The organism is Streptomyces ortus (assembly GCF_026341275.1).
GTDB lineage: Bacteria > Actinomycetota > Actinomycetes > Streptomycetales > Streptomycetaceae > Streptomyces > Streptomyces ortus.
This window is the reverse complement of sequence record NZ_JAIFZO010000002.1, coordinates 7,494,982-7,508,615: the sequence shown is the minus strand read 5'-3', so window position 1 is coordinate 7,508,615 and position 13,634 is coordinate 7,494,982. Positions and strand designations below refer to the sequence as shown.

Here is a 13,634-nt window from a genome sequence, read left to right as displayed (position 1 = left end):
CGAGGCACCCCACAAAAACACATTGGCCCTCCCCGGATCGGCTACGTATCATAGGTCATAACCTAGTGATCCTAGGTTCAGCCTTCGCGCCCCACCAGGCCGCACCGCCCCGATCCGCCAGGAGACCCCCCATGAAGCCGCTTACGGAGCAGGACATCCGCAGTTCGTTCGTCAACTGCTCCAAAGGAGAGGCCAAGCGCCTGTTCGTACCGCACGATCTGGCGGACCGGCCGTGGGACCAGCTGGACTTCCTGGGCTGGCGCGACCCCGGGGCACTCGACCGCAGCTATCTGGTGACCGAGCGGTCGGGCGGCCCCGTCGGCGTGACCCTGCGCTTCCCCTCCCAGCAGCGCGGCTTCACGCACCGCAGCATGTGTTCGCTCTGCCTGACCACCCACCCGGGAAACGGCGTCTCGCTGATGACGGCGCGCAAGGTCGGCCCGGCCGGCCGCGAGGGCAACTCCGTCGGCGTCTACATCTGCGCCGACCTCGCCTGCTCCCTCTACGTACGCGGCAAGAAGCTGCCGGGACCCGGGGCGCGCTTCGAGGAGAGCCTCACCGTGGAGGAGCAGGTCGCTCGTATGAACGGCCAGGTGGCGGCCTTCCTGGACCGCCTCCACTCCTGATCCCCGCCGGATCCACCCCGGCGCACTGCTGACCGACCGGACGGTAGGCGGCCTCGGCGGAGCAACCCCCTCCGTTCGCGTTCGACGCGGCCGTCGAACGGGAAGTGGCCAAGGATGCGAGATGTACGTGAAGTGTGGGCCGCCGGCAGCGCCCAGGTGACGAAGTGGCGGCAGCAGCCCGTGATCGTCCAGACGGTCCGGGCGGCGGCGGCCGCGACCGTGGCCTACGTGGTCGCTCTGCGCTTCAGCCCCGAGGCCGCGCCGCTCACCGCTCCCCTGACCGCCCTCCTCGTCGTCCAGGTCACGCTCTACGCCACTCTCACCACCGGCATCCGCCGGGTGAACGCCGTGGTGGCCGGCGTCCTCGTCGCCATCGGTTTCAGCGCCCTGGTGGGGCTGACCTGGTGGAGCCTCGGCCTGCTCATCCTGGCCGCGCTGGCCGTCGGGCACCTGGTGCGGGTCAGCGAGTTCGTCCCCGAGGTGGCGATCAGCGCCATGCTCGTCCTCGGCGTCACCCGGATCGGCGACACGGCCTGGGCCCGGATCCTGGAGACGGTGATCGGTGCCGCGGTCGGCCTCGGCTGCAATCTGCTGTTCGCTCCCCCGGTGTGGGTCGGCGCCGCCGGTGAGTCCATCGAGGATCTGGCCCGCCGGATGCGACGGCTGATGCTGCGCGTCGGCGAGGAGGCGGCCGGCCGGCCGCAGGTGGCCGTCGCGGCCGAGAGCCTGCACGAGGCACGGCAGCTCGACCACGACATCGTCGACGTGGACGCGGCCCTCAAACAGGCCGAGGACAGCCTGCGGCTCAATCCGCGCGTCCGGGAGGGCCTGTTGCACCGGGTCGTCCTGCGCACCGGCCTCGACACGCTGGAGATCTGCACGGTGGTGCTGCGGGTGCTCACCCGTACCCTCACCGACCTCGCCAAGGAACGCACGCCCGAGCCGTCTTTCGAGGCGCACATCGGGGCGGTCTTCGAGCAACTGCTGTCCGAGGTCGGTGACGCCGTGGTCAGCTTCGCCGTGCTGGTCACCACCGACGTCAGCCGCAGCGCCGAGTCGGCGGAGGCCCGGCTCGCCCACGAACTCACCGCCGCGACGGCCACCCGCGACAAACTGGCCCAGCTCCTCCTGGAGGAGGTGCAGCGGGACGCGCACCAGTGGCAGCTGTACGGCGCCGTGGTCACCGAGGTCACCCGCATCCTCGACGAACTCGACATGGAACACCGCTCCCGCCGCCTGCTGGAGGAACTGGACCGCTGCACGCACGAACAGCGCGAGCGCATGCCCCGGCTGGACCGCCTCAACCGCCGCCTGCGCGGACTGCGCCGCTCACGACGGAACCGCAGGGCCCCCGCGGGTCGTACTACGTGACGTGGCGACGCCGCCGCGACAGGGTGATCCGCCCACGCGGCGGCACATGACGACACGTGACGACGAATGACGACAGAAGGAGCGCGGATGGCCGACGGCACCGTCCGGATCGACGGGAACTCACTGCTGCTGGCGGGCGGTGTGCGGGTCCGGTTCATCCGCACCCTGCGCCTGCCCGAGTCGGGCACGCACGCGCTGCCCCCCGGGCTCGGCGAGTTCCCGCTGCGCCGCGTGGAGGACTACCCGGACACGGTCCCCGCCGAGTGGCTGGCCCGCGGCGGAGTGATGCTGCCGGTCTACCTGCGCGAGGCGATGTGGCTGAGCTTCGGCGGTACGACGGAACCGGCGGCCCTCCAGGTGGGCGCGGGCAAGGTGTGTGCGGTGTCCGGCAAGCCGTGGAGCCCCCGGCCGGCCCGGGATCCGCAGAACTACGTCGTACTGCCCCGCCAGCCGTGGCTCGACGGCATCAACTCCGGGAAAGGCACGGTCCGTCAGTTCGTGGCGGTGCCGCTCGGGCTGGGCGCCACGGTCGAGGGCCAGGTGACCGGCGAGGAGGTCTGGGGCGGCGTACAGCTCCAGTCGTTCCCGCTGACCGGGTCCGCGCTGCACGCGTGGCGTGAGGAGCAGCGCAGGCTGGCGGAGGAGACGGCACGCAGGCAGGCCCAGCGGGCGCCGGGCGGCTACGGCGGCCCGGCTCCGATGGCCGCGCCCGCCGCGATGGCCGCACCCGGGGGCATGCCGCCGCAGCCGGGCGGTCCGGTGCCAGCGGCTCCGCCCCGCGCCTCGGGGGCGATGGGGCTCGGCGTGGGCGGTTCGATGCGCCAGGAGGTGTACCAGGACGACCGCCCGCTGTCGGACTGGTCGACCACCGCGTCCGGGCGGGTCTTCGTCCATCTGGTGACGCCGCCGGAGTGGCGGCGCATCACGGGTGAGGCTCCGCCGCCGTCGCCCGTCGACCGCGCGGCCTACACCCGGGCCGGGTTGCCCTGGTTCGACTACTACGACCAGGACGCCACGGATCTCGATCCCACGGACGAACTCGGCGCGGTCAAGCCGGTCGGTGACTGGCTCGGCGACGACCACACTCCGTGGCAGCCGCCGTCGCCGGGTCAGACCAAGCCGCTGGGCGACGCGCCGGGCAAGCCGGTCGGCGACGGGGACTGGTGATCCCGGCCCCGCGACCGGTGAGTCCGGCCCCGGTCGGCCGTGGGCGCCTGTCCGTCACCCCTCGCTCTCCGTGCGCTGCCGCTGCAGCGCACGGGGGCAGTTCGCGCCGCTCGCCTGCGTGAGCAGGACGTGCATGCGCTCGGTGAGCTGCCCGACGTCGTCCGCGGGACGGTGGAAGGGCAGTCGTACGTCGCCGTGGCCGCGGACGCGCTCGACGCGCAGCGTCAGCCCGTGCCGGTCGACGGCGAGCGGCTGCACCCGGACGGCACCGTGCAGACAGTCCGGTTCGACGAGCCGGGTCAGCCGCTCGACGGCGTCCGGGTGCGAGTCGGCGAGGTGGGTGAGCAGCTGCGCCTCCGCGAGGGCCAGCGGGTCGGGCTCGGCGGCGGCGTACTCGTCGAGGTCGACGACGACCGCCCCGCCGGGCTCGCGCAGCACGGCGCGGGTCGGACGGAACGTCAGGTGGTCGTCCTCGGGCGCGAACCAGCCCGCCATCCACAGGCGCGAGCGGATCCGGCTGCGTACCGGGACGGGCGCCACGTCGGCGAACTCCAGCACGGCGGACGGCTCTCCGCGGGGCGCGCAGATCGCGGCCGTGGTGAGCACGCTGTCGTCGGGCAGGTGCAGCAGTACCCGGCCGTCCCGCGCGACGGTGTGTACGCCGATGAACTCCTCCCGGCCGCCTTCCGCGGTCACCGCGCAGGACCATGCCGCGGCGAGCACCGAGCGGGCACGTTGTGCCGTGGCCGGTGCGGCCGTCCAGCTGTGACGGTCACCCATCCCAAACCCTCCCTTAGGTAAGCCTTGCCTAACCTATCGAAGATCGGGGTGTACGCCAACCACGCGGCGCCGTTCCCGGCACCTCGATGACGGCGGGTTCAGGGTCGGACGGCTCCGAGCAGGGCCCGCGCGCAGACGTCGCGCACCTGCTCCCGGGAGAGATCCGGCTCCTTGAGCCACTCCAGGCAGGCGGCGGCCATGAAGGCCAGCCAGCCCCGCACGGCGATCCGCAGGACCGGCAGGTCCTCCTCGGTCCAGGCGGTCTCCGGGTCGGCCGCCAACGCCTCCAGGATCTGACGCTGCTGGGCTGCCAGGGTCTCCCGGTACACCTTCCGGACGGCCTGGTCCCCCGCCGCCTCCGCGCGGTGGAAGGCGCGGAAGCCGTGCGCGTGCTTCTGGACGTACTCCAGGAAGGTGTCGAGCCCGGCGTCGATCTGCGTACGCAGGGGCACCCCGGGCACGGCGGCGGTGACCCGCAGCATGCGCCTGCTCTCCCGCTCCACGACGGCCGCGAAGAAGTCCCGCTTGGTCGGGAAGTAGTGGTAGAGCAACCCCCGTGACACCCCGGCGAGTTCGGCGACCTGCTCGATCCAGACGTCGTCGTACGGACTCTCCGAGAACAGGCGTGCCCCGACCGTGAGCAGTTCCTCCCGGCGCTCCTCGGTGCTGAGCCGACGACGCGTGCGCTCCCCCTCCTTGGCGGCCATGCCCGCACTTTACTCGGCCGGCCGACCTGCCCGAGGTACGCCCGTCGACTTACTTGACGTCGGTTCAACAGCGGGACCAGACTGGCCGACACTATTGAATCCGCGTACAACAGGCGCAACCGGCGGTCGGTACGAAGGAGAGGGCGCGATGGCGGGCACCAGGGAAACGGCTCTGCCGAAGGGGTTCCGCAGCGCGGAGCTGGGCTGGCCCGAGCTGCACCGCATCCCGCACCCGCCCTACCGGGTGCCGCTGATCGGCGACGCCGTCGGGACCAACCTCCGTACGCCGTTGCAGGATTCGCTGCGCGTCGGATGGGAGCTCGGACCGATCTTCCGGCGCAAGGGGTTCGGCAAGGAGATCGTCTTCGTCTGGGGCGCGGGGCTCACGGGCGAGCTGGCGGACGAGTCACGGTTCGCCAAGCACGTCGGCCTGGGGGTCGCCAACCTCCGCCCCGTCGCCGGGGACGGCCTGTTCACGGCGTACAACCACGAGCCCAACTGGCAGCTGGCGCACGACGTGCTGGCGCCCGGCTTCAGCCGCGAGGCCATGGAGGGCTACCACGCGATGATGCTCAGGGTGGCCGCCCGGCTCACCGACCGCTGGGACACCGAACAGGCCGCGGGACGGGCCGTCGACGTGCCCGGCGACATGACGAAGCTGACGCTGGAGACGATCGCCCGCACCGGCTTCGGCCATGACTTCGGCTCCTTCGAGCGCACCCGGCCGCACCCCTTCGTCACGGCCATGGTCGGCGCGCTGTCGTACGCGCAGCGCCTCAATGTCGTCCCCGCCCCGGTGGCGCCGGTGCTGATGCGCACGGCCACCCGCCGCAACCGCACCGACGTGGCGTACCTCAACCGCACGGTCGACGCCGTCGTGGAGAGGCGGCTGCACGGTCCGGCCGGCGACGGCGACCTCCTCGACCGGATGCTGGGGACCGCCCACCATGAGACCGGCGAGCGGCTCACCCCCGAGAACGTCCGCCGCCAGGTCATCACCTTCCTGATCGCCGGCCACGAGACGACCTCGGGCGCGCTCTCCTTCGCCCTGCACCACCTGGCCCAGCACCCGGACATCGCCGCCCGTGCCCGCGCCGAGGTGGACCGCGTCTGGGGAGACACCCCGGAACCGGCCTACGACCAGGTCGCCAGGCTCCGGTACGTGCGGCGCGTACTCGACGAGTCGCTGCGGCTGTGGCCGACGGCGCCCGCGTTCGCGCGCGAGGCCCGTGCGGACACGGTCCTGGGCGGTGTCCATCCGATGCGCCGGGGCGCGTGGGCGCTGGTCCTGATGCCGCTGCTGCACCGCGACCCCGACGCGTGGGGCCCGGACGCGGAGCGGTTCGACCCCGACCGCTTCGCCCCGGCCGCCGTACGGGCCCGGCCCGCCCACACCTTCAAGCCGTTCGGCACCGGCGCGCGGGCGTGCATCGGGCGGCAGTTCGCGCTGCACGAGGCGACTCTCGTCCTGGGTCTGCTCCTGCGCCGGTACGAGCTGCTGCCGGACCCCGCCTACCGGCTGCGGGTGGCGGAGCGGCTCACGCTGATGCCGGAGGGGCTGACGCTGCGGCTCGACCGCCGCTCCCCCGCCGCATCGGCCGCCGGGCCGGAGATTCCCGGGGCCCGGGAAGTCCCGTCGGCGTCACGGTGTCCAGTGACCGGGGCGGGTGAATGACGCCGGAAGCCGGGTGCCCGCGCCGCCCTTGGCTGCGTTGAGCTGCGGCTGGGTGAGGAAGAGGGCGTCGGTCAGGTCGGCGTCCGTGAGGTCCGCGTCGCGCAGGTCGGCGCCGATCAGATCCGCCGAACGCAGATCGGCGCCCGTGAGGTCGGCGGCAATCAGGTACGCGCCGCGGAGGTTGGCGCCCCGCAGATCGGCGCCCCTGAGCCGGGCCCCCATCAGGTCGGCGCCCCGGCGCTCCTTCTTCCTGCCCCGGCCGAGACCGGCGCGGGCCAGCTCGCTGGTGCGCAGCAGCAGGGCGTTGACGTCCTGGCGGACCTCCGTCACGTCCAGCCCGGCCAGTTCCTTCCGCTCCAGGCGGGTGAGCGCCTCGGTGCGGTCGAGCGCGCGGCGCAGTTCGGGGTGGACCGGGCGGGCGGCGGGCAGCTCCAGCGCCTGGGTGAGATACCAGAGCAGTTCCTGCAGTTGCCGCATCGCGTGGAACACGTCGAACATCAGCCGGGAGTGCTCGCGGTCCCCCGAGCGCCAGTCCTCGCCGCCGAAGGTGAGCTGCGAGACCTTCTGGCCCGCGCCGAAGCAGTCGTAGACCGTGCAGCCGTTGAAGCCCCGCTGCCGCAACTGGGTGTGGATGCCGCAGCCGAAGTCCGCCTGCAGATTCCGGCAGGGACTTCCGGCGGCCTTGTCGATCGCGAAGTCCGCCGAGGCGGCGAAGGGCAGCGCGACACAGCACAGCCCGAAGCACTGGGCGCAGTCGGCTGTCAGGTCGGTGCGGGCGGGGGCCGCGCCGCCGGGTTCGTCTCGCATGTCCCCCAGCGTACGCAGCGCACGCCGGTGATGATCACCGCACGGCCTCAGGAGACGGCACTGGCTCTCAGGACATGTCGCGGAGCATCCCCAGGTTGCTCACCAGCAGGCCACCGTCGACCGGCAGCGTCACGCCGGTGATCCAGGACGCGTCCGCCGAGGCCAGGAAGGCGACGGCGGACGCGATGTCGGCGGGCTCGCCGACACGCCCCAACGGGTAGTGGCCTGCGGCACGTTCGAGGACCTCCGCCCGGCCGTCCCAGGCGTGGGTGCGGATGGTGCCGGGCTCGACGAGATTCACCCGGACACCCCGCGGTGCCGATTCGACGGCGACGGTACGGGTCAGCGAGGCCAGTGCGGCCTTCGCCGCGCTGTAGGCGTGCGAGCCGAAGTGCCGCTCGGCGTTGACCGAACCGATGCTGACGATCGCCCCCCGTCCGCCCGCGGCCACCAGATGCGGCAGGGCCGCGCGGATACAGCGGTACGCGCCGTGCAGGGTGATCTCGAAGTCCTCGTACCAGGGGCCGTCCTCCTGCTCCTCGAAGGAGCCGGGGTCGGGGTGGCACGCGTAGGCGTTGTTGACCAGCACGTCCAGGCGGCCGAAGGAGTCCACCGCCGTGCCGACCGCCCCGTCGACGGCGGCGGGATCGGCCACGTCGCACGCGTACGACACGGCCGTACCGCCGCTGTCACGGATCGCGGCGGCGACCCGCTCGGCGCGTGCCTTGTCGCGGTCCGTGACCAGTACGGACGCGCCCTCCTCGGCGAAGCGGTGTGCCGTCGCCTCGCCGATGCCCTGGCCCGCGCCGGTGACCAGGACCGCGTGATCGTCGAATCTCGTCATGGGATCAGACTAGGGACGGGATGTGGGCCGCGGGCCGTACGGGGCCGCGCGCACGGTTCCCCGCGCCGCTCGCGGGACCTTCAGGCCTCGTCCCTCGCCAGGGACAGGAGGCGGTCCAGGACCCGTGGGCCGCCCGCCCGTACGCCGTCGTGCTCGAACTCGTTCGTGACGTACGTGCGCAGGCCGCGGATCGTGCGGGCCGTCTTCAGGGCGTGGTCCGTGTCGACGTACATGTCGTCGTGGTAGACGGCCGCGGCGACGGGGACCTCGTTGGCGGCGAGGCGGGCGGGGTCGTACAGGACGGGCCAGTCGGTGCGCTCGGCCAGCAGGTCCGCGGTCTCGCGCAGCGGGCGCAGGGCGGGATCGCAGTCGAAGGTCCAGGGGTGGACGGACTCGCCGGTGAACAGGACGGGGCCGTCGCCCGCGAGGCTCTTGGCGGCGTCGAACTGGGGGAAGTCGGCGCGCACCCGCTCGGCGGACCAGGCGGTGGGGCGCTCGCCCTGGCCGTAGCAGGCCTCGTGGACCAGCGCGTACAGGGGATGTCCGGCGTAGGAGAGGAGGGGCCTGACCTCTTCCTGGAAGGCGTCGGAGAGGGCCGTGCCCTGGGCGGTGCGGACGAAGGCGTTCTCCAGGAGGTAGTGCAGCCGGTGGCTGCCCTCGCCGCCGCCGAGGAGGATGCCGAGCGACTGGAAGGCCTCGACGGTGAGCCGGTAACCGCCGTCCAGAACGGGCTCGTTGAGCAGGACGTACTCGGCGATCCGCCGGGCCCGCTCGATGTCCTGGGGGTAACGCGCGTAGTGTGCGGCGACCTTGCGCTCGATACGGGGGTACGCGGCCCGGTAGACGTCGTCGGCGTGGCCGTCGAGGGTCGGGAGTCCGCCGGTGATCAGGGCCGTGCTGAGGCCCTCCGGCGCGGTGGAGAGGTAGTGGGTCGCGCAGAAGCCGCCGAAGCTCTGGCCGAGGACGGCCCAGGGGGCGCCGCCGGTGACGGCCGGGCGGATCGCCTCGCAGTCGCGAACGATGGAGTCGGCGCGGAACAGCGCGAGATAGTCGGCCTGTTCCCGGGGGCCGCCGCGCAGCGGGAGCGTCTGCCGGTTGGCGGGCGTGGAGCTGCCGGTGCCGCGCTGGTCGAGCAGCAGGACGCGGTAGTCCTCAAGCGCGCGGCCCAGCCAGGCCTGTCTGCCGATGAAGCGGTTGGCGCCGAAACCGGGCCCTCCCTGGAGATACACCAGCCAGGGCAGGTCCTGGTCCGTCCGGTCGCTCGCGACCACTTCACGGGCGTACAGCTCGATCGTCTCCCCGGTGGGGGCGTCGTGATCGAGGGGCACGGTGAAGCGGCGGTCGCTGAGGACGACACCGGGCTGACGGTAAGTGGCGCTCAAAAGGGGCTCCCGAGACGGACGGATTCCTGACCGCGAACCAGTTGAGCACAAGTTCTCCGGCGAGCCGAGACCGGGGGATCAAGAAATGCGTACTGACCAACCGCTCAGCAGCGTCGCCCGGGCCGGGACGCCCCCTCAGCGCGGTGGGAGGCTGGAGCGCCGCACCACCAGTTCCGGCTGGAGGACCACGCGCCGGTGCTGGTGCGCGCCGGGAGCCGCTTCGGCCTCGGTCTCCTCCAGGAGGAGTTCCGCAGCGAGCGCGCCCATGGTCACGGCGGGCTGGCGCACCGAGGTCAGCGGGACGGCCGCGGCGGCGGCGAACTCGATGTCGTCGTAGCCGACGATCGCGAGGTCGTCCGGGACGCTCACGCCGGCCGCGAACATCGCCTGCAGCACACCGAGGGCGAGCAGGTCGTTGGCGCAGAAGACGGCGGTCGGACGGTCGGCGAGGCCCAGCAGCCTGGCTCCCGCGTCGCGGCCGGCGGCCACGTCCAAGCGCTCGGTGGGCAGCTCGCGCAGGCACTCGGGGCCGAGTCCGGCCTCGGCGAGGGCGTTCAGGGCGCCCGTGCGGCGGTCGGTGACCTGGGTGAGTCCGGGCGGCCCGCTCACATACGCGATGGAGCGGTGGCCCGCGTCGATCAGGTGCCGTACGGCGAGTGCGCCGCCCGCGACGTCGTCGACGGAGACCGAGCACTCGGTGGTGCCCTCGGCCACGCGGTCGACGAGGACGAAGGGGATGCCGTGCCGGCGGAAGGCCTCTATGTTGCGGCCGGTCGCGTCGGCGGGGGTCAACAGGACGCCCCGGACGCGCTGTTCGGCGAAGAGCGACAGATAGTCGGCCTCCTCGCCGGCGCTCTGCGCGCTGTTGCAGACCATCACGCCGAGGCCGGTCTCGCGGGCCGCCCGCTCGGCGCCGCGCGCCACGTCCACGAAGAAGGGGTTGCCCATGTCCAGGACGAGCAGGCCCATGATCCGGCTGCGTCCGGCGCGCAGCTGCCTGGCCGACTCGCTGCGGACGTAGCCGAGCCGGTCGATGGCGGAGAGCACGCGGGCACGGGTCTCGGAGGCGACCGTGTCAGGGCGGTTGATGACGTTCGAGACCGTGCCGACGGAGACTCCGGCGACTCGGGCGACGTCCTTGATACCCACCGACTGGGCCATCAGGCGGTTACCTCCGGGGGAACGGGGAGTGGTGGGCACGCAGTCACATTACCCGCGTCCCCACCCGGAACGGACTCCCTCACGCGGGCAGTCCGAAGTCGACGACGCGCAGCGCCGAAGGCGTCGTGCCACTGGACCTGACCTGGTGAAGGACGGACAGTACGCCGTCCTGGGCGATCCGCGTCTCGTCGACGAGGACCTCACCGAAGGCGTCGAGTCCGGCGCCGTCGAACAGGGTCGTCCAGTCGGTGTGTCCGGAGGCGGCGGACGCGGCGGCGATACGGCCGAAGGGCAGGATCGCGTACGCGTTGTCGTACCTGTCGAGGACCAGCCGGGTGCGCTGGCTGGAGTTCAGGGCGAGGGGTATCTCGGTCTTGCGCCAGGTGCCGGTGGCGGTCCTGCGGACGTGGAAGGCGCGGCCGTTGGCCGTCCGGTCGGCGACATAGTTCGTGGTGCACTGACCGAAGCGGCCGGGGACGTAACTGATGATCGCGTGCGGGCGGCCAGCGGAGTCGGTGGCCTGGCTCTCCTGGTTCATCAGGGAGTGGTCCGGATCGAGGGCGTCGATCACCAGGCCGCCGTCGGTGACGGCGACCGTGTTCGAGGTGCCGGTGGTGCCGACCACCGTGCCGGCGTCGTTGCGCCAGGTACGGCCGCGGTCGTCCGAGTAGACGTATCCCGTGTCGTGGTTGGTGAGGCCGCCGCCGGCGCACATCACCGCGTTGTTCTGCTCGCGCCAGGTGAAGAAGGAGTGCAGCCGCCCGTCGCGGTCGTAGTCGATGCCGTGCAGGTACATGTTGCGGGCGGTGCTGCTGCCGTGCTCGCTGCTGTACGTGCCGGTGGAGGCGCTCCACTCGCCGAGGACCGTCCAGGACGTGCCGTTGTACTCGGCGAGGGCGTTGCGGCCGTTACCGGACACCCCCACGCGGTAGCTGAGCTGGAGCTTCCCCTCGGGCGTGGAGACGAACTGCGGATAGGTGAACTGCGAGGTGAGCGCGAGTCCGTCGAGCGTGGACTGCGGCGCGCCGAAGCGGCTCGCGGTCCAGGTCAGGCCGGCGGGGTTGTCCATGAGCCCGGCCACGGACTTCACGTAGGTGAAGCCGTCGCTGTGGGAGTCCATGTGGAGGTGGAGGCGGCCGTCGGTCCTGGACACACCCATGGAGATGACGTTGTGGGAGTCGTCGTAGCGCAGGGTGTGTCCGACCTTGACGGTCGACCAGGTGCTCGCGCCGAGCACGCGGCGGCCGATGACGGCGTTGCGGTCGGCGGTGTACCAGGCGGCGTACTGGTAGCCCCTGTGGGTGAGCAGGGCGTTCTTCTGGAACGAGTTGTTGTTGACCAGGCCGTCGTAGGAGACGAAGAAGATGGCCTGGCTGTCGAGCGTGCTGGTCCCGGCCCGGGTGAGCGAGGGGCCGGGGGCCGCCGCCCTGGCCGTTCCGGCGAGGGCGGGGGCCGCCGCGGTACCGAGCAGGGCGGTCGCGAGCAGGGTGCGTCTCTTCATGTCCGGGGCTCCGTGGCGTGTGGGGACGGGGAGGGGAACGAGCGGGGGAAGAGCACGGTTGACGGGGTCGGCGGGTCGGTGGGGCGGTGGGTCGTCAGGCGAGGTGGAAGACCTCGGTGAGCGGCTTCATGGCTTCGTCAGGGCGGGCGCCGTCCAGGGCTTCGAAGAACGGCGCCATCTCGGCCTGCCAGCGGGCGTTGACCCCGGTGGCCTCCATGCCCGCCCGCGCCGCCGCGAAGTCCTCGGTCTCCAGGTAGCCGACCAGCAGGCCGTCCTCGCGCAGGAAGAGCGAGTAGTTGTGCCAGCCGGTGGCCGAGAGCGCCTCCCGCATCTCGGGCCACACGGTGGTGTGTCTCTCGCGGTACTCGTCGAGCCGGTCCGCGCGGACCTTGAGCAGGAAACAGACACGCTGCATGACGTACCACTCCAGGTCGTGGGGGGAGAGTGCCGTGGCCGGGCCGCCCGTGACGCGGAGGGCGGCCCTGCTGTCGGCGCCGGTATCGGCCGGGATCAGAAGTCGAACTCGTCGATGTTCTTGGCGTTGAACACGGTCGGCTTGCCGAGGTTGATCACGCCGTCCTTGCCGATGGTGAACTCACCCATGTCGCCGGCCTTGAAGGTCTCGCCCTCCTTGCCGGTGATCTGGCCGGAGACCAGCGCGACGGAGGTACGGGCGGCCAGCTCGCCGAGCTTCGCCGGGTCCCACAGCTCGAACGCCTCGACGGTGCCGTTCTTGACGTACTTGCGCATGTCGTTCGGGGTGCCGAGGCCGGTCAGCTTGACCTTGCCCTTGTACTTGGAGCCCGACAGGTACTGGGCGGCGGCCTTGATGCCGACCGTGGTCGGGGAGATGATCCCCTTCAGCTTCGGGTACTCCTGGAGCAGGCCCTGGGTCTGCTGGAAGGACTGCTGGGCGTCGTCGTTGCCGTAGGCGGTCTTGACGAGCTTGATGTCCTTGTACTTCGGGTCCTTCAGCTCGTCCTTCATGAAGTCGATCCAGGTGTTCTGGTTCGTCGCGGTCTGCGCGGCGGACAGGATCGCGATCTCGCCCTTGTAGCCGATCTGCTCGGCGAGCAGCTGCACCTCGGTGCGGCCCAGGTCCTCGGCGCTGGCCTGCGAGACGAAGGCGTTGCGGCAGTCGGTCTTGGTGTCCGAGTCGTAGGTGACGACCTTGATGTCGTTCTTCATGGCCTGCTTGAGCGAGGTGCAGAGCGCGCCCGGGTCCTGCGCGGAGACGGCGATGGCGTCGACCTGCTGCTGGGTGAGCGTGTTGACGTAGGAGACCTGTCCCGCGGTGTCGGTGCCGCTGTTGGTGCCGACCTCCTTGTACTTCGAGCCCAGCTCGGTGAGGGCCTTCTCACCGCCCTTGTCGGAGGAGGTGAAGTACGGGTTGTTGACCTGCTTGGGCAGGAAGCCGACGGTCAGGCCCTTCTTGGTGGCCGCGTTCGGGTCGGCCTTGCCGGCCGCCGCGTTCGAGCCGCCCTCGTCCTTGACGTCGTCCTTGGAGGTCCCGCCACCGCAGGCGGTGAGGGCCAGGGCGAGGGAGGTGGTGGCCGCGAGAACCGCACAGGCCCGGCGGAGGGATGACTTGCGCATGAGGGGTCCTTTACAAA

At 71.7% G+C, this 13,634-nt stretch carries 13 protein-coding genes; 4 read left to right on the top strand and 9 right to left on the bottom strand.

The features are described 5' to 3' along the window. Nucleotides 1–131 precede the first annotated feature (131 nt). From K3769_RS35855 to K3769_RS35845, 3 genes are all read left to right on the top strand, one after another. On the top strand, nt 132–626 hold the full coding sequence (locus tag K3769_RS35855) for an FBP domain-containing protein (protein WP_267030389.1): 495 nt from the start codon (nt 132–134) through the stop codon (nt 624–626). A gap of 114 nt (nt 627–740) precedes the next feature. Beyond that, nucleotides 741–1,997, top strand: coding sequence for an FUSC family protein (locus tag K3769_RS35850; protein WP_267030388.1), 1,257 nt, complete (start codon nt 741–743; stop codon nt 1,995–1,997). A gap of 87 nt (nt 1,998–2,084) precedes the next feature. After that, nucleotides 2,085–3,164, top strand: coding sequence for a hypothetical protein (locus K3769_RS35845; RefSeq protein ID WP_267030387.1), 1,080 nt, complete (start codon nt 2,085–2,087; stop codon nt 3,162–3,164). A gap of 54 nt (nt 3,165–3,218) precedes the next feature. Here the strand turns inward: K3769_RS35845 and K3769_RS35840 are convergent, their stop codons facing one another. Then, nucleotides 3,219–3,944, bottom strand: a complete 726-nt coding sequence (locus K3769_RS35840) for a DUF2470 domain-containing protein (RefSeq protein WP_267030386.1) — start codon at nt 3,942–3,944, stop codon at nt 3,219–3,221. Between the two features lie 98 nt (nt 3,945–4,042). Then, a complete protein-coding gene (locus K3769_RS35835; RefSeq protein WP_267030385.1) occupies nt 4,043–4,651 on the bottom strand; it encodes a TetR/AcrR family transcriptional regulator in 609 nt (202 codons plus the stop codon). A gap of 148 nt (nt 4,652–4,799) precedes the next feature. Between K3769_RS35835 and K3769_RS35830 the strand changes: the two genes are divergently transcribed. Further along, nucleotides 4,800–6,326, top strand: a complete 1,527-nt coding sequence (locus K3769_RS35830; RefSeq protein ID WP_267030384.1) for a cytochrome P450 — start codon at nt 4,800–4,802, stop codon at nt 6,324–6,326. Here K3769_RS35830 and K3769_RS35825 read toward each other — a convergent pair. From K3769_RS35825 to rhaS, 7 genes are all read right to left on the bottom strand, one after another. Continuing rightward, complete coding sequence (locus K3769_RS35825) at nt 6,294–7,133, bottom strand: pentapeptide repeat-containing protein (RefSeq protein WP_267030383.1); 840 nt, start codon at nt 7,131–7,133, stop codon at nt 6,294–6,296. The two genes, K3769_RS35830 and K3769_RS35825, sit on opposite strands and share 33 nt — an antisense overlap. A gap of 67 nt (nt 7,134–7,200) precedes the next feature. Continuing rightward, a complete protein-coding gene (locus tag K3769_RS35820) occupies nt 7,201–7,977 on the bottom strand; it encodes an SDR family NAD(P)-dependent oxidoreductase (RefSeq protein WP_267030382.1) in 777 nt (258 codons plus the stop codon). Nucleotides 7,978–8,057: 80 nt separating this feature from the next. After that, nucleotides 8,058–9,359, bottom strand: coding sequence for an alpha/beta fold hydrolase (locus tag K3769_RS35815; protein WP_267030381.1), 1,302 nt, complete (start codon nt 9,357–9,359; stop codon nt 8,058–8,060). Nucleotides 9,360–9,494: 135 nt separating this feature from the next. Beyond that, nucleotides 9,495–10,520, bottom strand: a complete 1,026-nt coding sequence (locus tag K3769_RS35810; RefSeq protein WP_267030380.1) for a LacI family DNA-binding transcriptional regulator — start codon at nt 10,518–10,520, stop codon at nt 9,495–9,497. A gap of 79 nt (nt 10,521–10,599) precedes the next feature. Continuing rightward, nucleotides 10,600–12,021: a BNR repeat-containing protein gene (locus K3769_RS35805; RefSeq protein ID WP_267030379.1), complete on the bottom strand. Its 1,422-nt coding sequence runs from the start codon at nt 12,019–12,021 to the stop codon at nt 10,600–10,602. A gap of 94 nt (nt 12,022–12,115) precedes the next feature. Then, a complete protein-coding gene (locus K3769_RS35800) occupies nt 12,116–12,436 on the bottom strand; it encodes an L-rhamnose mutarotase (protein ID WP_267030378.1) in 321 nt (106 codons plus the stop codon). 95 nt (nt 12,437–12,531) lie between these two features. Further along, entirely contained in the window at nt 12,532–13,617 is a 1,086-nt protein-coding gene (rhaS, locus tag K3769_RS35795; protein WP_267030377.1) for a rhamnose ABC transporter substrate-binding protein, read from the bottom strand. Between the last annotated feature and the right edge of the window lie 17 nt (nt 13,618–13,634).